This window comes from Prolixibacter sp. SD074 (assembly GCF_009617895.1).
Lineage (GTDB): Bacteria > Bacteroidota > Bacteroidia > Bacteroidales > Prolixibacteraceae > Prolixibacter.
Genome location: NZ_BLAW01000001.1, coordinates 2,607,054 through 2,626,816 on the forward strand (window position 1 = coordinate 2,607,054; position 19,763 = coordinate 2,626,816).

Sequence of the window (19,763 nt, forward strand, 5' to 3'; positions counted from 1 at the left end):
TTTCTTATCAGAACATCGGATCCCACGGAGGAAGCATTTCCGCTTTTTCACCCCAAACTTTCAACGTTTTGGCATCGAGGTACTTTTTGTTAATCACAAACCGGAACATGTATTGATTGAACCAGTTGTCGGTAAAGGTCAGGTAACCGTGATAATCAGAATCCGGTCCCCAGCTGTTTTCGAACTGCCACTTCGTGGGTTTTCCCTGGTCGTTCACATCGACGGCAATCAGCGCCATTCCGTGTGAAGAACCACTTTCTCCAGTCAGGATGCGCTGCTTCTTGTCCATGCCGAATTTTACGCCGTAAACCGCTCCGTAATCATAATTCTCGGTAGACAACACGCCCGAACCTTTCACATAGAAGGCGCCTACATCGCAGGAAGCGTACATCGGCTCGTTGTTTTTAACCGACTCGATGGCAAACTGCTTGATGACATCATTCGGAAGGTTCACGTAGTTCCAGTTAATGCCTTCCTCGGTATTGCGGTAATTCGCTATTTCGTAGTGCTTGTAATACGGCCGGGCCGGGTCGTTCATCAGCATCACGTAATCCGACAGTTTAATATCACCCAATACCTCATCGCGGAACTGCTGCGGTGTGTAGGTTTTGTATTCCGACAGGTTCCCGCCTTTATCTTTGTATCTCCAACGGAACTGTTCCGGCGGATTTCCCAGGTTCAGGGCCAACATCCGGTAAACGTCTTTCAGCATTTCTACGCGGCGGCCCTCAATGTTGGCCTTCGACTTTTTGCCGGCTACCATCTGGCGCAGTTCTATCCCATCTTCCCGCAACTTGGTCACAATGAACTTCACCATTTTTCGCGTATTCTCACTCGAATGGGTTTCGGGCATGACACTCTTCGGCACTATACCGTATTTGTTCACCAGGTTGACAAACGAGTTCCAAACACCACCATCATCCACTGGCGATTTGAAATACCAGTTCACTTTTCGGCTGGTAAACGGAAGATCGGCGCTGGCAACCACATTGTTCAGAAACAGATTGGCCTTTTCGAAAATATCGTAGAAATAGAGGTAGTTCTCCGAGAACTCAAATTTATCGACGTTGAAATGCCTCATGCCCACCGGTCGCAAAATATTCAGCGATGTAAACATCCAGCAACGCCCCGAGCCCTTTTGGTCAGTAATTCCCGAAACATCAACTTTGTATTTAAAATGCTGGTCTACCTTTCCTACATTGTCACGGTTCAGCGCCAGCTTATTAATGTCGTTATTCGAAAGCGCGTTCTCCATCGCTTTGGTGTACGAATCTTCCTTGTACGATTGTCTGATTTCCTTTAGTTGGCCTGCTGTCAGCGCACCCGATTGCGCCCAAACGGCATTAGCAGTCCACAGTCCCACGAGAGCCAGCAGTGTTAGTTTCTTCATCATATTCAATTATCGTTTTATTTAAAGTTGAAGGGTAAATATAGCGATATGAAAAAACCTGCCGGGAAACTTTCGTCAGTTTTTAGCAGAAAGTGGCGGCTTCCAACGCCCAAATGCCCGGATTTTGAGTAACCCCCTTTTTACAGAAGTACCATTCTCATTGAAATGAAGTGCCTCAATTACGGCAGGTACTAAATCAGATTCGAATTTAGCCCCTCCGTTTCGGGAAGTATTAAATCAGATCCAGATTTAGCGCCTGAGTTTCGGGAGGTGCCTCATCCGCTTCCGAATTTAGCATCTGAGTCTCGGCAGGTACTTCACCAGATTCAAATTTAGTCCCTCTGTTTCGGGAAGTACTAAATCAGATTCAGATTTAGCCCATTCGTCTCGGGAAGTGCCTCATCCGGTTCTGAATTTTTAACACTGAATTTCGGCAGGTACTTCCCCAGATTCGAATTTAGTCCCTCAGTTCCGGGAAGTACTTCATCTTTTTCTGATGAAGTGCCTAATTTTCAGAAAGTGCTTTGTCTGCATCGAACAGGAATGTGAGCCCGACTCAGGCAAAAGCATAAAAAAACCCTCCGGTATGGCAGTAACCGGAGGGTTCGTATCCCGATAGAAAAAATCTCTTTTTACAGGTGAATCACCTCGTCGAAAGCGGCGGCTGCAGCTTCCATAACAGCTTCGCTCATGGTTGGGTGCGGGTGTACCGACTTAATGAGCTCGTGACCGGTAATTTCCAGCTTACGGGCAACCACCAGTTCGGCAATTATCTCCGTTACATTGGCACCAATCATATGAGCTCCGAGCAATTCTCCATACCTGGCATCGAAAACCAGTTTCACAAAGCCATCAGGAGCACCGGCCGATTTGGCCTTACCGGATGCGGTGAACGGGAATTTACCGACTTTCAGCTCGTAGCCGGCCTCTTTGGCCGCCTTTTCGGTCATACCTACCGAAGCAATTTCAGGCGAGGTGTACGTGTTGGCCGGAATATTTCCGTAATCGAGCGGCTGCGGATTTTCACCGGCAATCTTCTCAACACAGATGATACCTTCGGCGGAAGCCACGTGTGCCAATGCCGGTCCGTGAACGATATCACCGATGGCATAAACGCCTTCTACGTTCGTACGGTAATAATCGTCGACTTTGATTTTACCTTTTTCGGTAGCAATTTTCATCTCTTCGAGGCCAATGCCTTCGAGGTTCGGCTCGATACCAACTGCTGAAAGCACAATATCCGCTTCAATCTGCTCTTCGCCTTTCTTGGTCTTCACGGTTACTTTGCACTTCTTACCTGAAGTATCAACTTTCTCAACCGAAGAATTCACCATTACTTTCATACCCATTTTCTTGAACGAGCGCCCAAGCTGGGCAGCTACGTCAGCATCTTCGTTGGGAACCAGCGTTGGCATGAATTCGACCAACGTTACCTTGGTCCCGATAGCGGAATAGAAATAGGCAAACTCGCTACCGATAGCTCCTGAGCCCACAACCACCATGCTTTCGGGTTGTTTTTCGAGAGAAAGCGCCTGGCGGTAACCAATGATTTTTTTACCATCCTGCGGCAGGTTAGGCAACTGTTTTGAGTGAGCGCCCGTTGCCAGTAGGATGTGCCCGGCTGTATACTTTTCTTTTTTCCCTTTGCTGTCGGTTACTTCAATGGTGTTTTTGGCAACCAGCGTTCCAAAACCTTCAATCTTTTCAATTTTGTTCTTCTTGAAAAGATACTGAACACCGTTGCTCATACCTCCGGCAACATCGCGACTGCGTTTTACCATGCCGGTAAAGTCAGGTTTGATATCGCCATCAATAGTTACACCATAATCGGCTGCATGTTTGGTATACTCGAAAACCTGTGCGCTTTTCAGCAACGATTTGGTAGGAATACATCCCCAGTTCAGGCAAATTCCACCCAGGTTTTCCTTTTCAACTACAGCTACTTTTAAACCGAGCTGCGAGGCCCTGATAGCGGCAACATATCCGCCCGGACCACTTCCTATCACTAAAAGATCGTAATTCATTTTTTTATCAATCGTTTTCCGGAAAAAATTTTTCACTTCTTCCAACAAAGAAAGGTTCGTTATGTTCGGGGAAGCTGTAAGCAATCGAGCAGGGTAAAGATAGGATAATATTCGTTTCAAACACAAAAGCTGCCCGGTGAGAGCAGCTTTTGTGTTATGGCAAGCCTGTTATTCTAATTACAGGCGTGATTTGATCTTCCTGGTTTCCTCTTCAAAGCCGGGTTTCTCGAGCAGGGCAAACATGTTCTTTTTGTACGCCTCTACCCCGGGCTGATCGAACGGATTCACCCCGAGGGCGTAACCGCTCATTCCGCAGGCTATCTCAAAGAAATAAATCAACTGGCCGATGTTGTATTCGTCGAGTTTCGGAACTTCCACACGGATGTTCGGAACGCCGCCGTCCATGTGGGCCAGGGCGGTTCCCAGTTCAGCCATCTTATTCACTTCATCGGCACGTTTGCCAGCCAGGTAATTCAGTTTATCGAGGTTGTCCTTGTCTTCCGGGATACGAACTTCGTTATCGGGATTGGCGATCGAGATAACGGTTTCGAACAGGATGCGCTCACCTTCCTGGATGTACTGTCCCATAGAGTGCAGGTCGGAGGTAAAGTCAACGCTGGCCGGGTAAATTCCTTTGCCTTCTTTTCCTTCACTCTCGCCATACAACTGTTTCCACCATTCGGAGAAGTAGTGCAGTTTCGGGGTGAAATTCACCAGGATTTCGATTTTCTTACCTGCTTTGTACAGGCTGTTACGAACAGCGGCGTACTGCGCAGCCAGGTTGTTCTCGAACGGTACGTTCACATCGCTGGCTTTCTCCATGTCGCGGGCACCTTGTACAAGCGCACGAACATCGAACCCGGCAACGGCAATCGGTACCAGCCCCACCGGGGTCAGAACGGAGTAACGTCCACCGACATCATCCGGAATAACGTAGGTTTTGTAACCTTCCGCATCAGCGAGCGTACGCAGCGCACCTTTACTCTCGTCGGTAATGGCTACAATACGCTGACGGGCTTCTTCCACACCGTATTTATCTTCAATATCCTGACGAAGCAGGCGGAATGCCAATGCCGGTTCGGTGGTGGTTCCCGATTTGGAAATAACTGTCATGGCGTATTCTTTGCCTTTCAGCAGCTCGCGTAGTTCGTACAGGTAGTCTTCACCGATGTTCTGTCCGGCAAAGAGAATATGTGGGGCACCGCCTCCTTTGAGGTGAGCAAACGAATCGGACAGTGCATCAACCACAGCTTTAGCGCCCAGGTACGAACCACCGATTCCGATGACCACAAAAATGTCAAGTTTCTTACTTCTGAGACGGGCTGCTGTTTCTTCCACATCACTCAGGTGTTCTTCGGTGATGGCAGTTGGCAGGTTGGCCCAACCCAGAAAATCGTTTCCTTTTCCAGTCTTTTCGTGGAGAGATACGTTGTTCTTTTCCATGGTTTCCTTCCAGGCGAAAACTTCTTCGTGGGAAACAAAAGAAAAGGCTTTCTCCATATCCAGCTTAATATTGTTCATGACAGTGAGATTAAAATATGATTATCGAAGATGTTCTGTTAAGATTCTCAGCTCAATAGCGGGCGATATATTATCGTACAGTATATTGTAAACAGCGTCGGTGATGGGCATGTTCACGTTGTACCGGCTATTTATTTCGCGAATACACTTGGTGGCGAAGTAACCTTCTGCAATCATGTGCATTTCGAGCATGGCGGTACGTACCGTGTAACCTTTGCCAACCATGGCACCAAAGGTCCGGTTACGGGAGTATTGCGAATAGCCGGTTACCAGCAGGTCACCGAGGTATGCACTCGATTTGATATCGCGGGTAATGGGATGTACCGTATCCACAAACCGTTTGATCTCCTGGATGGCATTCGACATCAGGACAGCCTGGAAGTTGTCGCCATAGCGTAAACCGTGCGAAATACCTGCTGCAATGGCCATGATATTCTTGAGAACGGAAGAGTATTCGGTTCCCCAGATATCGTCGGAAATATGCGTCCGGATATAAGGACTTTCGAGAAGGAACGCGAACTGCCGCGCCCTTTTTACATCCGGACTGGCAATGGTGAGGTACGACAACAATTCCCGTGCTACCTCTTCAGCGTGGCACGGGCCGGCAATAACGCCGAACTGCTCGTAGGGCATGTTGTAGTACTCATGGAAAAATTGTCCCACCACCAGGTTATCATCGGGAACAATCCCTTTGATGGCAGATACCACAAACTTGTTCGTGATATCGACCGTCAGATCTTTTAAGGCATCCTTCAGAAAGGCCGAAGGAATAGCAAAGACCAGAATATCCGATTGCCCGGCAATTTCGTTGATGTCGGAATAGAAATGAACCCGTTTGACATCAAACTCAATCGACTGCAGGTAATTGGGATTGTGGTGGAATTTCCGGAACAAATCGATGGTTTCTGCCTTGCGGAAATACCAGTTGAGTTCCGGAACATTATTCATAAATATCTTGGCAAGAGCTGTGGCCCAGCTTCCGCTTCCGATGATGGCAATTCTTAATTTCTCGCTTATTTCAGACATTCAGTGAAAGTCTAGTTTACCCACTGCTTGACCTCATCCGCCGAGGGATTGGTCAAACCCAGTTTGTTTTTCTTGTTGTACCCGCAGAGGTCATTGAATAACTTGCCGGGTTTAATCTCTTTAAGTTGCTCTACTTTGGTGATGCCCATCTTCCGAATGACACCTGCCCAATCATTCGGAATGCCTAACTCTTCGAATTTCCCGTCGGTGTCACCTTCCGATTTCTTCTCCGGTTTCATTTGCGGGAAGAGGAGGACATCCTGAATAGAGAGATTGTTGGTCATCAACATGGTGAGACGGTCGATACCGATACCCATTCCTGATGTGGGAGGCATAGCATATTCCAGCGAACGCACGAAGTCCATATCGATGTACATAGCTTCATCATCTCCTTTTTCCGACAGATGAAGTTGTTCCTGGAAACGTTCCAACTGGTCGATGGGATCGTTTAGCTCAGAATAAGCGTTGCAGAGCTCTTTTCCGTTAACCATTAACTCAAAACGCTCAGTCAAATCAGGATTGTCGCGGTGCTTTTTACACAACGGCGACATCTCTTTCGGATAATCGATGATGAAAGTCGGCTGGACGTAATTGCCCTCGCATTTTTCGCCGAAAATCTCGTCGATGAGTTTGCCTTTTCCCATGGTCGGGGCAACCTCGATATCGAGGTTCTTACAAACACCGCGAAGCTGTTCTTCATCCATGCCGGAAATGTCGATGCCGGTGTGTTCCTTGATGGCATCGTACATAGGAACCCGTTTGAACGGGCGTTTGAAATCAATTTCCTTGTCGCCCAACTGCACTTTGGTGGTGCCATGAAGAGCTATGGCTACACGCTCAATCATCTCCTCCGTGAAGTCCATCATCCAGTGGTAGTCCTTGTAGGCTACATAGATTTCCATCACTGTGAATTCAGGATTGTGCGTACGGTCCATTCCCTCGTTACGGAAATCCTTGGAGAACTCGTACACACCGTCGAAACCGCCGACGATCAATCTTTTTAGGTAGAGCTCGTTGGCAATACGCAGATAGAGTGGCATGTTCAGCGCATTGTGGTGTGTGACGAACGGACGGGCAGCTGCTCCTCCCGGAATGGGTTGCAAAATGGGCGTTTCTACTTCGAGGTAGCCTTGCTCATTAAACAGCTCGCGCATGGTGTTGATGATTTTCGTACGGTTCACGAAAACGTCCTTCACCTGCGGGTTAACAATCAGGTCGACATACCGTTGACGGTAACGTTGTTCGGGATCGGTAAAAGCATCGAACACTTTACCGTCTTTTTCTTTCACTACCGGTAACGGGCGAATGGATTTGCTCAAAACGGTGAGCTCTTTCACATGAATGGATATTTCGCCCATTTGGGTGATAAACACAAAGCCTTTCACGCCAATGATGTCGCCAATATCAAGTAATTTCTTGAATACTTCGTTGTAGAGGGTTTTGTCTTCATCCGGACAAAGCTCGTCGCGGTTGACATATATCTGGATACGTCCGGTGCTGTCCTGTAATCCGGCAAACGAGGCTTTGCCCATGATGCGCCGGCTCATGATGCGACCGGCAAAAGTTACGTCCTGAAAATTCTCTTTTTCTGAATCGAACTGCTCCTTTATCTCCTTCGCGGTAGCGTTGACATTGTACATTTCGGCAGGATAGGGATTAATGCCCAGTTCCCGCAACCGATTCAGCGAATTACGGCGGATAATTTCCTGTTCACTCAGCTCTATGTTACTCATTTTTAAACGTTCTCCAGTTCTACGTTTGAGAAAATTATCTGCAAAGATAACAAAGAAATCTTATTTGTGGTTGGATGCCCCGGTCGACAAAGCATTTTATAACCAAAGGATTATATTTTTAAGTAGCCTGAAAAAAGAGGCAATGATCAGGGCGAAGGGGAAATAACCATACGGTGTTAATGACTTTATTTTCTTCTTAATGTTTTGTTAACAAAACTTGATGAATGTTAGATTTTTGTTTTTGCTCCCTGTCTGCATTTTGTATCTTTGGAAAATTTATAATTTGGAAAATTTATAAATAAAGCAGAAAAGCGAGTTAGGAGACTATAGGGTATGCAAAAAATCTGGAATTTAAAACAGCCAGCCGACATGAATGAGGTGAAGCACTTATCGGCAGCCTTGAATGTTGACATGGCGATTGCTAACCTACTGGTCCAGCGAGGCATCAAAACCTATCAGGATGCCCGTTCTTTTTTCCGCCCCCGGTTATCCGATTTACACGACCCCTTTTTGATGAAAGACATGGACAAGGCGGTAAAGCGTCTTGTTGAGGCCATTCAAAACGGTGAGAAAGTATTGGTATACGGTGATTACGATGTGGACGGAACCACTTCAGTCGCCCTGATGTATTCCTTCCTCCAAAACAAACTGACGAATGTCGATTACTACATTCCCGATAGGTATATGGAAGGGTATGGAATCTCGAAACAGGGAATTGAGTATGCGGCAAAGAATGGTTATTCGCTCGTCGTTGTGCTCGATTGTGGTATTAAAGCGGTTGATAAAATTGCCCAGGCCAAGGAGATGGGAGTTGAATTTATCATTTGTGACCACCATAATCCCGGTGATGAGATTCCCGATGCGGTGGCCGTCCTCGACCCCAAACAGCCCGGCTGTAACTACCCTTACAAAGAACTTTCAGGTTGTGGCGTTGGATTTAAATTTATACAGGCCTTTTGTCGTGACCAAGGCATTCCGGAGGATGTGATTTACGAGTTGCTCGACCTGGTTGTTGTTAGTATTGCGTCCGACATTGTTCCGCTCACCGGAGAGAACCGGGTGCTGGCATACTACGGCCTGCGGAAACTGAATTCCAATCCTTCCATCGGCTTGAAGACTCTTATTAAGTATGCCGGCATGCAGGGCGAAATTCGGGTGAACGACATTGTCTTCCGGATTGGGCCCCGCCTGAATGCTTCGGGCCGGATTGAACACGGAAAGAAGTCGGTGGCCATCTTGATGGCACAGGATGAAGAAGAAGCCGAAGCATTGGGTTCGGAAATCAACTCCTACAACGAAATACGTAAAACGCTCGACCAAAATATTACCCAGGAAGCCCTGAAAATGATTCAGCAAAACGACGGATGGGAGAACATGAATTCCACTGTTCTGTACAACCGCGACTGGCACAAAGGCGTGGTGGGGATTGTTGCCTCGAGACTGACTGAGCACTATTATCGTCCGACGGTGATACTGACCGAGTCGAACGGAATGGCTACCGGTTCGGCCCGATCTGTTGGAGAATTTGACCTCTACGAAGCTGTTGGGGCTTGTGCCGACTTGCTGGAATCTTACGGAGGCCATATGTACGCGGCAGGCATGTCGATGAAGATTGAAAATGTGCCGGAGTTCAGACGTCGCTTTGAGGAGATTGTGACGGAATCGGTCAAAAAAGTAAAACTGGTACCGACCATCGATATCGATGCGAAGGTGGGGCTTTCGGATTTGAATCCGAAATTTCTCCGGGTACTGAATCAGTTTGAACCTTTTGGTCCCCATAACATGATGCCGGTTTTTCTAACGGAGGATGTGATGGACTACGGAACAAGCAGGCTGGTAGGAAAAGGAAGCGAACACATCAAGCTCGATTTGATTGAGGCCAACCGGTCATCCTCCGTTTTCTCGGGAATCGCCTTTTCACAGGCACATCATTACGAGATGATCAAGCAGGCGCTGCCGTTCGATATTTGCTATTCGGTTACCGAGAATGAATACAGGGGAAAGGTATATATGCAGTTGAATGTGCGGGATATCCGATCCCGATTGTCGGAAAACTAATGACAACGCTTAATCTTAGATACTAAACACACAAACACCTTAATAATGGCTTCAAACAACTTAAACCAGCAGCTGACTGGGTGGAAAAGGACTGTGCTTGGGGTTCAGTTTCTTTTTGTTGCTTTTGGCGCCACCGTGCTGGTCCCACTTTTGGTGGGAATCGAGCCGGCAGTGGCACTTTTTACAGCAGGGGTGGGAACCCTGGTTTTTCATTTAATTACACGTGGAATTGTTCCGGTTTTTCTGGGTAGTAGCTTTGCATTTATTGCACCGATTATCGCCTCTTCCGAGATGTACGGCATGCCCGGGACACTTGGAGGGCTGATGGCTGTCGGATTGGTTTACGCCGGTATGTCCGCGCTGATAAAACTACGGGGCATTCGCTTCATCGAGCGTTTGTTTCCTTCAGTCGTTGTTGGCCCGGTTATCATTGTTATCGGGCTTTCTCTTGCTCCGGTGGCTATTAATATGGTACAATCGCCAAGTGCTGAGATTCTGCAAACGACCGGAATCGGCCTACGCTGGTTGGTAGCCGCTGTGGTCCTTGCCACGGCTATCGTAGTGGTTACGTTTGGAAAAGGCATGATGAAGTTGGTTCCGATTTTTATTGGAATGGCGGTGGGTTATATTCTCTCCGTATTGCTTGGCCTTGTTGATTACTCCGCGATTCTGGCGGCGGATTGGTTCTCTCTGCCGGAATTTACCCGTCCTGAATTTAGCTGGGGCGCTATCCTGTTTATGATACCTGTTGCCGTAGCTCCCATTATTGAGCACGTGGGGGACATGTATGCCATTGGTGGTGTAGTAGAAAAGAATTTTATCGAGGAGCCCGGTTTGCACCGTACCTTGCTTGGTGACGGAGTTGCGACTTTCTTCGCCGGGATTATGGGCGGACCGCCTAATACGACCTATTCGGAGGTGACCGGTGCGATTTCATTAACAAAGGTTGGCGATCCGAAAGTTCTTCGTATTGCGGCCGTTACCGCCATTGTTTTTTCATTGGTTGGAAAGATTTCCGGGTTCCTGAAAACCATTCCGGAACCTGTGCTTGGTGGCATCATGCTGTTGCTGTTCGGAATGATTGCCTCGGTTGGTATTAAGACATTAATCGACTCAAAGACCAACATGAATATCACCCGTAACCAGGTAATCGTTTCCGTAGTGCTTACGCTCGGCGTTGGTGGTGCTACGTTGCAATGGGGCAGCTTTTCGCTGGCAGGAATTGGACTGGCATCGGTAGTAGGGGTTGTATTGAATTTGATTTTACCCGGCCATTCATTACGTGTTTACGAAACGAAAGAAGATGATATTGTTATATAAGCTTTCGCTGAAAGGCAAACAAATAAGGAATGGGAAGCAGTGAATTTTATTCGTGTTTTCCCAAATGTGGCAAAATATCGTCTGCCTCCAGGTTGTGTTTGTCCCGAATTATTACCGATGCTTTTTCGTAAAACGGGGCTCTTTTTTGCAGATTTTCATCAATGAAGCAGATGAGCTCTTCCCGGGACTTTCCCTTGATCAACGGACGTTCGTTTTTCGATTTCAGTAACCGTTCGACCAATATCTCTACCGGAGGGGCAATGTAGAGCGTGACGCCGGTCCGGTTCATTAAATCCATGTTCCCAAAAAAGCAGGGGGCGCCGCCACCGGTGGCCACCACCAGGTTTTCAAAATCGGCAATCTCTTCCAGCGCTTTCTTTTCCCGCTCACGGAAACCCTCTTCACCTTCTTCGGAAAAAATAGCTGGGATGGTACGGAAATTTCGTTCTTCGATGTATTTATCCAAATCGATGAAGCAGAGATTCAAACGCCGGGCCAACTTCCGGCCCAGCGTCGATTTTCCGCATCCCATATATCCGATTAGGTAAATTTTCACAGGCAAATTCTGGTTTTCCGTATTATTAGTCGAATGATATTTCTATCTGGTTTTCGTCGTCCCCGTCGTCATCCGGGCGGTTGATTTCCAATGGAACATCATCCTCTTCTTCCTGTTCGTGTTCATCTTCATCTTTGATGACCGGTTCGAGCTCCTTAATATTCTTTATCGTGAAATTGGTCAGACGTTTTCCCTTGGCCTTGAACGATTTTACGCCAATGAATTCAGCTACTTCGATAATTTCGTCATCCCGTTCCTGACTTTCGCCGCCAAATTTCAGTTCCAGTCTCGGGTAAGTAACCCAGGTGATGCTGACCAACTTATTTTTCGGATTATCGCCAATGAAACGGCAGTTTTTGTTCGCACCATTGTCTATTTCGAACCGTTTCACATAGTAGAAATTTTGATCGGCATCCCAATAGACAACCGAAGCTACTTTCCCATTGTGGAATTTTTCGATGGAGAGAATATTGTTCTCGAAGTGGTTGGTTAAATCATATGAATAAAGCTGGAAACAACCATCTTTGGTAATAACCAGAATTTTGTCCTCGCCACTGAATTCTCCGAGGTATTTCCCTCTTCCGTCAGCATTCAGCCGAAGCACATCCGGATCGAACCAGATTTTTCGTCCGCCCAATGTTGAGGTCCCTTTTTCCTTCAGGCTAACCTTATGAATATCGTGCTTGGTGACCAGGTTTCCCATGGCGCTCCGCCCTTTGACGGCCAGTTCCCCCATGTCAATTTCAAGCGTTAGCTTTTTCAGACGAGGCCGGGGTTTCAGCATCACTTTCAATACTTCCGCTTCACCGTTCGGGTTGGCGCTGAAGTACAGAATCCTCGTCCCTGCCGTGCCTTTGGTCATGTTGTATTCTTTGTCGCGCGTTACGCCGGTAACAAAGAACCGTTTCATATAGGTGTTGCCGGCCCGTCCGTCACGATAAACCAGGTTATAAACCGTTCGTTTGTCGTTTTTCTTGAAGACGGCCAGGTGAAGAATGTCTTTCCCGATGAACGCTTTTTCCGGCACTTTCGTGATGTAATAGGAACCATCGCGCCTGAAAATAATGATGTCATCGATGTCGGAACAATCGCATACATATTCCGCTTTCTTCAGTCCGGTTCCCATAAAACCTTCCTCGCGGTCGATGTACAGTTTTTCGTTGGCGACAACCACTTTTGTAGCTTCAATATTTTCGAAACTGCGGATTTCGGTCCGGCGTTCCCGTCCTTTTCCGTACTTCGTTTTTAGCCGCTTAAACCAATCGATGGTATAATCGATGATGTTCTCGATGTTGTGAAGCACCCTGGCGATTTCCTCTTCGATGGAAAGCAAATTATTGTTGGCCTTATCGGAATTGAATTTCAGAATACGGGCCATCCGGATTTCCATCAGCTTGAGGATGTCGTCGCGGGTAATGTCTCTTCTTAGCTTAGGCTTCCATGGCTCCAGCCTTTTGTCGATATGCTTAACGGCCACATCCATCGACGAAGCTTCTTCAAACTCTTTATCCTTATAAATCCGCTCTTCAATGAAGATCTTTTCCAACGAGGCAAAGTGCCATTGCTCTTCCAGCTCACCCTTTTTGATTTCCAGCTCCTGTTTCAGTAACGAAACCGTTGAGTTGGCTGACCGCTGCAAGATGTCTGTTACCGTCAGGAATTGCGGCTTATCATTATGAATGATGCAGGCATTGGGTGAGATCGAAATCTCACAATCGGTAAAGGCATACAGCGCATCAATCGTTTTGTCGGAGCTGACACCGGCGGCCAGATGAACCAGGATTTCAACCCGATCGGAAGTGTTGTCGTCAATCTTTTTGATTTTGATCTTGCCCTTATCGTTGGCCTTGATAATGGACTCAATAACCGATGAGGTCGTTTTCCCGTAAGGAATTTCAGTGATGGCCAGTGTCCGGCTGTCCTGTTTTTCAATTTTTGCCCTTATCCGTACGGCTCCTCCGCGTAACCCGTCGTTGTAACGCGATGCATCCATGTAGCCACCCGAAGGGAAATCGGGATAGAGTTCGAACTCTTTTCCGCGCAGGTAAGCAATGGCCGCGTCAATTAATTCGAGGAAGTTGTGAGGAAGTATTTTGGATGCGAGCCCCACGGCAATTCCTTCCACGCCCTGTGCCAGCAACAGCGGGAATTTCACCGGAAGGGTGACAGGCTCACGGTTTCTGCCGTCGTACGATAATTGCCAGTTGGTGGTTTTGGGATTAAAAAGTACTTCCAGCGCAAATTTCGACAAACGTGCCTCGATGTAACGCGGAGCAGCGGCCCCATCACCGGTCAGTGTATTTCCCCAGTTTCCCTGGGTGTCAATCAGTAAATCTTTTTGCCCGAGCTGCACCAGGGCATCACCAATGGAGGCGTCCCCGTGTGGGTGGTACATCATAGTTTGCCCGATAATGTTGGCCACCTTGTTGTAACGGCCGTCATCCATTTGCCGCATGGCATGCAAAATACGTCGCTGTACAGGTTTCAGTCCGTCGTCGACATAAGGCACGGCCCGCTCTAAAATCACATAGGAAGCATAGTCGAGAAACCAGTTTTCGTACATTCCCGACAAATACTTTACCTGATGCAAATCTTTTTTGGATTCGTTTGCGCTGTCATCTTCCGGCTCACCAGTGGGCAACTTATCTTCCTCTATACTCATCTATGGTCTAAATCGTTTAGGGTTGACGTAAATTTCCGTTCTGCTTCTGAGTTAAACTACTTCCACCTCGTCTTTTTCAATATACAGGTTATCGATAATGAACTCCTGCCGCTCGGGTGTATTTTTCCCCATGTAGAATGTAAGCATGTCGGAAATCGATTCATGTTTGTTTAGTATCACCGGTTCGAGGCGGATATCCTCACCGATGAAGTTTTTAAATTCATCCGGCGAAATCTCACCTAAACCTTTGAAGCGGGTGATTTCCGCTGTATTCTTTAATTTTTTGATGGCGGTTTCTCTCTCCTGCTCCGAGTAACAATAGTAAGTTACTTTTTTATTCCGTACCCGGAAAAGCGGCGTTTGCAGAATATACAGATGGCCTTTCTTAATCAATTCGGGAAAGAACTGCAGGAAGAAGGTAATTAGCAACAACCGGATGTGCATTCCGTCCACATCGGCATCGGTTGCGATGATAACCTTGTTGTAGCGCAGTTCGTCAACTCCTTCTTCGATGTTTAGCGCGGCCTGCAGCAAATTGAACTCCTCGTTCTCATAAACCACTTTTTTGGTTAACCCGAATGAGTTAAGCGGCTTTCCGCGTAAGCTGAATACCGCCTGTGTATTTACATCGCGCGATTTTGTGATGGAACCACTGGCCGAATCACCCTCGGTGATGAAGATGCTGGTATCGTTCTTCCGATCGTCGTTGGAGTTATAATGAATACGGCAGTCGCGCAGCTTTTTGTTGTGCAGGCTGGCTTTCCTGGCCCTTTGCCTGGCCAGCTTTTTGACGCCCGAAATGGCTTTCCGCTCCCGTTCCGATTCCTGTATGCGGCGCAACAACACTTCCGATGTTTCGGAATTCTTGTGCAAGTAATTGTCCAGTTCCTTCTGAACGAAATTCATGATGAAATTCCGGACCGAAGGGCCATTGGGGCCAATGTCTTTCGAACCCAGCTTGGTCTTGGTCTGCGACTCAAAAACCGGCTCTTCCACTTTGATGCTGATGGCTGCTACAATGGAGGCGCGAATATCCGAGGAATCGAAATCCTTTTTGTAAAAGTCGCGTATCGTCTTCACTACGGTTTCCCGGAAAGCAGCCAGGTGCGTTCCGCCCTGTGTAGTGTGTTGTCCGTTGACAAACGAATAATAATCTTCGCCGTACTGGTTTCCATGTGTGATGGCCAGCTCGATATCTTCATCTTTCAAATGGATGATGGGATATAGCGGCGGCTGGTCGAGGTTTTCTTCCAGCAGGTCGAGCAATCCGTTTTTGGAAAGGTATTTCTCTCCGTTGAAATTGATGGTCAGTCCGGCGTTAAGAAAAACGTAGTTTTTGAGCATGCTCGCCACGAAATCCGCAATGAAATGGAATTCGTGGAAAATGGCCCCGTCGGGTACAAAAGTAATCAGCGTACCGTTGGATTCGTCGGTTTTTTCAATATCAACCTCTTTAATCAGTACTCCCTGGCGGAATTCAACGCGTTTCCCTTTTCCTTCCCTGAAGGCGCTGATGATGAAATTTGAAGATAGTGCATTGACAGCCTTGATGCCGACTCCGTTCAATCCGACCGATTTTTTGAAAACTTTGGAGTCGTACTTGGCACCTGTGTTCATGCGCGATGCAACCTCCACCAGTTTCCCCAGCGGAATTCCCCGTCCATAATCCCTTACCGACACGAGTTCGTCGCTCACTTCCACGTCGATTTTCTTTCCAAAACCCATCATGAACTCATCGATGGAGTTATCGATGACTTCCTTCAAAAGCACATAAATTCCGTCATCGGGAGAAGAGCCGTCGCCCAGCTTCCCGATGTACATCCCTGGTCGTTTCCGGATGTGCTCTTTCCAATCAAGTGTACGAATGGAATCTTCAGAATAAGTTGGTGTCATTTTCGATCGATTTTGCACAAATATAACGAAATTCAGGAGCGATAAAGAAACACCGATTCCCTTGAAATAAACAATCAGCGGTTAATAAACGATCCAGATCAATCCTTTGAATATTACCATGCAATTGCCCCTCAATATAATCAAGTTCTCTTTTATAGGATCCTGTTCGGATTTTTGAATTATGTGGATCATGTGATAAAAAACGGACATTTAGTTTATATATTGTTGAACTTAACCTCACTGGCGTTCGGTGGTTTTACAGGCCACCGAAAACCAGTATCTTTGAGGCATTTAATCATTTAAAATTAATTATTATGACAAATTTAAAAAAAGATTTGAACAGGAAGCGGTTTTACGGAATCTAAGTGAAAGGACCCGTAAAAGTTACTGGTGGCACATTGCCGATTACAGTAACTTTTGCAAAAAAGACCCGGAACACACGGGAGTAGAAGAACTCAGGGCCTATTTTCAAAGTATGCTCACCGATGGGAACCACAAACCGGGCAGTGTAAAAATGGGCTACTACGCCCTTCGGTTCCTCTTTACAAATATTTACCATAAGGAGTGGGCAAAAGAATACCTTCCAACGCCAAAGGTTGCCAAAACACTCCCGCTGGTTTTATCAAAAGACGAAGTGAGCGATGTACTCGGGGCTATTGACAACTTCAAGCACCGCGCTATCATCATGCTCATTTATTCCACCGGGGCCAGGGTATCAGAGAGTGTAAACATCAAACTTACCGACATTGACAGCCGACGGATGCAGGTAAACATCCAGGAAGGCAAAGGGCTGAAACAACGTAAAGTGCCGCTATCGCCGGTTTTACTTTCTGTTTTAAGGGATTATTACAAAAAGTACAAGCCGCAGCATTACCTTTTTGAAGGCGCGGGAGGAAAAGGTACCCACCTGGGCATTACAGCAGTACGGACTATTTGTATTAATGCACGGCACCGCACGCCACAGGTTAAAAAGCCTTACACGCCACACACTTTCCGGCATTGTTTTGCCACGCACCACCTCGAACAGGGCACCAACATTCTGGCCATACAGCGCCTGATGGGGCATTCCGATTTAAGCAACACGCTCAAATACCTCCACGTGCAGCAACTCAACACAAGCCAGGTGGTAAACCCGCTGGACACGCTGGAAGGACTGGAGGGGCTATGCAGGAACAAATAACTGTAGGAAGTTTACTGCGTGAATACGGGGGAAACTACATCAGCCAAAACAAGGTAACAAAAGGGCAGCAGAGCTTAATCCACCTGCTGTCGGCGTGCCGCACCGGGGGCCTTGGAAGCCATTTCGAGAAATGCGACCATTGCAGCTATACAGAGAAATCTTATAACTCCTGCCGCAACCGCCACTGCCCTGTGTGCCAGCAAAAAGAAAAACTGGAATGGCTGGACAAACGGATGAAAGAACTTCTCCCGGTGGGGTATTATCATTTGGTGTTCACCCTTCCGCATGAGTTAAACCCGCTATGCCTGCAAAATAAGAAGGCGATGTATGGTTTATTATTTAAAGCCGTTTCACAAACTATGCTTGAACTTACGCGCGATGTAAAGCACCTGGGTGCTGATATTGGCCTGGTTACCGTACTCCATACCTGGGGGCAGAACATGAAGGAACACCCACACCTGCATTGCATCATGCCCGCAGGGGGCCTGGGCTTCGACCGCGAACACTGGGTGCATGTACCGGCCAAAAACAACTTTTTCATCGCAGGCAAGATATTGGCAAAAAAGTTCAGGGGAAAGTTTCTGTATTTGCTAAAACAAGCCAAAGAAAAAGGGGAACTCGATTTTCACGGCAAACTGGCAGGCATAAAAGGGCCTGTGCAGTTTAACCGCTTCCTCACGCCTTTATACAAAAAGGACTGGGTGGTGAATGTGCAGGCACCCATGGGCAATCCTGAAAAAATACTGGAATACCTTTCGCGTTACGTGTTTCGTATTGCCATTACCGACCGGCGGATTTTGGAAGTGAAGAATGGCAAAGTGCGATTTTCGTGGAAAGATTACCGTACAGGCAGGTTCAGGGAAATGAAACTGGATGTGGATGAGTTTATCCGCCGGTTTTTGTTGCACATTTTGCCAAAGGGCTTTTTTAAAGTGCGGTACTATGGAATTTTATCGAGCCGTTACCGTAAACAAAACATCCTGGCGGCAAAACAACTGCTGGCACAAGAGGTCGAAAACCGGAAAGAAGAGGCACTGGAAGATGGCGGCCAGGTTTGGGAAAAACAGGATACGGTGTGGACTGAAATCCTGGAATGTATCCAAAACTTCCGGCAGCCTAACTGCCCGGTATGTAAAAAAGGGAGGTTGCGTTTTGCCGGTTTGGTGAAAGATGTTCCGTGGGAACCCGGATAGTGCCTACCCTGCAAATCGTTCTTTGAAAAATTGCACAACCGGTTTACCGGCTAAAACTTTTGGTTTTTGGCTGAACGGGAAAAGTATGTCCGGTGTGGAAACGAAAAACGTGCCCAATATCCGGGTCCCGGCCCCAAAACAGGTAAAATAGCAAAACCGGCGGCAGAAAAACAACGGAAAGGATGCAGAAAAACCATTCAATCCCCATAGTGTATAGCTTTGAACAGCAACGGTTAAGCCCAACACGAATTAAAACACAATTGGGCGTGCATTTTGAGCGCTGTTACCCTAAAAAAAGGCAGTAAGTATGCAAACCTACTGCCTTTTTTCAGGGCCCAACTGTGCCTTAATTCCTAAAATGTTACTGGCTATCGCTCGATTTTTTTTATGTTTGTTTGAAAGTATTTTTGAACAATGCATCATTTTACGGGTCATCATGGAACAAGTCATCGATCGGCAAAATTGATTATCAAATCTAATTTTGAACTCTCTATTGGTGATGATGAATGGCTTGGGAATGGAGTTTATTTTTTTATAAAAGGAATAAGTTCTAAACCAGATGAACAGGCAAAAAAGTGGGCCATAGCTCATGCTTGGGATAAAATTGAAAAAAGAATAAGTACAATAACTTTTGCGTAATTAAATCTGAAATTGAAGTTATTGATGAAAATTTTCTTGATTTAACAATAGAAGACGGAGTTGAGATCCTTGATTATTTAACCCATCGCTTTGAAAAAGCGATAAAAAAAACAGGGCGAAGACTTAAATTCTATGATGGATTACTTATTAATCTTGCCAGAGGTGAAGGTATTTTACCTATTGACATTGTGAAAGGAAATTTTTACATTAAATTTGCACGCGAAAGGATTAAAAAAATAGAATTAAGAACACCCAATTGTACAATTTGTACGGTTTTTGAACCGAATAAGAATATTAAAAGTAATACGATTCTTACAATGGGGGAAATTGAAAATGAAATTATCTAGTGACATAAAATCAAGAATTGACAATTTCTTTGAGAATATTACACCAGAAGAGTTGTACGAATTGTCTATCCATAAGTATGGATTTAAATCTATAGATGATTGGGATTTAGATAATCAATCATTTACGGTGATTGAAAAAATGTCTTACCCAGTTGTCTTATTTGATAATCCCACTTTAGATACAAATCAAGAAGACGATACAACTCCTTTAGCTGCATAGA

The 19,763-nt window shown here is 46.5% G+C and carries 14 protein-coding genes; 6 read left to right on the top strand and 8 right to left on the bottom strand.

Going from position 1 to position 19,763, the window contains the following annotated elements; genetic code table 11:
- Nucleotides 1-7: 7 nt before the first annotated feature.
- From GJU82_RS11275 to lysS, 5 genes are all read right to left on the bottom strand, one after another.
- Nucleotides 8-1,393, bottom strand: coding sequence for an aminopeptidase C (locus GJU82_RS11275; protein ID WP_228488673.1), 1,386 nt, complete (start codon nt 1,391-1,393; stop codon nt 8-10).
- 629 nt (nt 1,394-2,022) lie between these two features.
- Complete coding sequence (gene lpdA, locus GJU82_RS11280) at nt 2,023-3,414, bottom strand: dihydrolipoyl dehydrogenase (RefSeq protein WP_153632234.1); 1,392 nt, start codon at nt 3,412-3,414, stop codon at nt 2,023-2,025.
- A 177-nt stretch (nt 3,415-3,591) separates the two neighbouring features.
- Complete coding sequence (locus GJU82_RS11285; RefSeq protein WP_153632235.1) at nt 3,592-4,935, bottom strand: glucose-6-phosphate isomerase; 1,344 nt, start codon at nt 4,933-4,935, stop codon at nt 3,592-3,594.
- A gap of 21 nt (nt 4,936-4,956) precedes the next feature.
- Nucleotides 4,957-5,961 carry an NAD(P)H-dependent glycerol-3-phosphate dehydrogenase gene (locus GJU82_RS11290; RefSeq protein ID WP_153632236.1) on the bottom strand — a complete coding sequence of 335 codons (1,005 nt, stop codon included), beginning with the start codon at nt 5,959-5,961 and terminating at the stop codon, nt 4,957-4,959.
- An 11-nt stretch (nt 5,962-5,972) separates the two neighbouring features.
- A complete protein-coding gene (lysS, locus tag GJU82_RS11295; RefSeq protein ID WP_153632237.1) occupies nt 5,973-7,694 on the bottom strand; it encodes a lysine--tRNA ligase in 1,722 nt (573 codons plus the stop codon).
- A 369-nt stretch (nt 7,695-8,063) separates the two neighbouring features.
- Between lysS and recJ the strand changes: the two genes are divergently transcribed.
- Together recJ and GJU82_RS11305 are read left to right on the top strand one after the other, a co-directional pair.
- Nucleotides 8,064-9,752, top strand: a complete 1,689-nt coding sequence (recJ, locus tag GJU82_RS11300; RefSeq protein ID WP_228488674.1) for a single-stranded-DNA-specific exonuclease RecJ — start codon at nt 8,064-8,066, stop codon at nt 9,750-9,752.
- A gap of 45 nt (nt 9,753-9,797) precedes the next feature.
- Nucleotides 9,798-11,072, top strand: a complete 1,275-nt coding sequence (locus tag GJU82_RS11305) for a uracil-xanthine permease family protein (protein ID WP_153632239.1) — start codon at nt 9,798-9,800, stop codon at nt 11,070-11,072.
- 46 nt (nt 11,073-11,118) lie between these two features.
- Here the strand turns inward: GJU82_RS11305 and GJU82_RS11310 are convergent, their stop codons facing one another.
- Genes GJU82_RS11310 through GJU82_RS11320 form a run of 3 tightly spaced genes read right to left on the bottom strand, consistent with a single transcriptional unit; the run spans nt 11,119 to nt 16,183 of the window.
- Nucleotides 11,119-11,628, bottom strand: a complete 510-nt coding sequence (locus GJU82_RS11310) for a shikimate kinase (RefSeq protein WP_228488675.1) — start codon at nt 11,626-11,628, stop codon at nt 11,119-11,121.
- 25 nt (nt 11,629-11,653) lie between these two features.
- Nucleotides 11,654-14,290 (bottom strand): DNA gyrase/topoisomerase IV subunit A, encoded by a 2,637-nt coding sequence (locus GJU82_RS11315; RefSeq protein WP_153632240.1) that lies wholly within the window; start codon nt 14,288-14,290, stop codon nt 11,654-11,656.
- 51 nt (nt 14,291-14,341) lie between these two features.
- The gene (locus tag GJU82_RS11320; RefSeq protein WP_153632241.1) at nt 14,342-16,183 is read right to left on the bottom strand and encodes a DNA topoisomerase IV subunit B; all 1,842 of its coding nucleotides are present in this window, start codon (nt 16,181-16,183) and stop codon (nt 14,342-14,344) included.
- A gap of 304 nt (nt 16,184-16,487) precedes the next feature.
- Here GJU82_RS11320 and GJU82_RS11325 point away from each other — a divergent pair, with 304 nt between their 5' ends.
- The 4 genes from GJU82_RS11325 (at nt 16,488) to GJU82_RS11340 (ending at nt 19,762) form a co-directional block, all read left to right on the top strand.
- Nucleotides 16,488-17,363, top strand: a complete 876-nt coding sequence (locus GJU82_RS11325) for a site-specific integrase (protein ID WP_228488755.1) — start codon at nt 16,488-16,490, stop codon at nt 17,361-17,363.
- Complete coding sequence (locus GJU82_RS11330) at nt 17,348-18,556, top strand: IS91 family transposase (protein WP_153630599.1); 1,209 nt, start codon at nt 17,348-17,350, stop codon at nt 18,554-18,556. Before GJU82_RS11325 ends, GJU82_RS11330 begins: the two co-directional genes overlap by 16 nt.
- A 414-nt stretch (nt 18,557-18,970) precedes the next feature.
- Nucleotides 18,971-19,195: a hypothetical protein gene (locus GJU82_RS17505; protein WP_228488676.1), complete on the top strand. Its 225-nt coding sequence runs from the start codon at nt 18,971-18,973 to the stop codon at nt 19,193-19,195.
- 333 nt (nt 19,196-19,528) lie between these two features.
- A complete protein-coding gene (locus GJU82_RS11340) occupies nt 19,529-19,762 on the top strand; it encodes a hypothetical protein (RefSeq protein ID WP_153632242.1) in 234 nt (77 codons plus the stop codon).
- Nucleotide 19,763 lies beyond the last annotated feature (1 nt).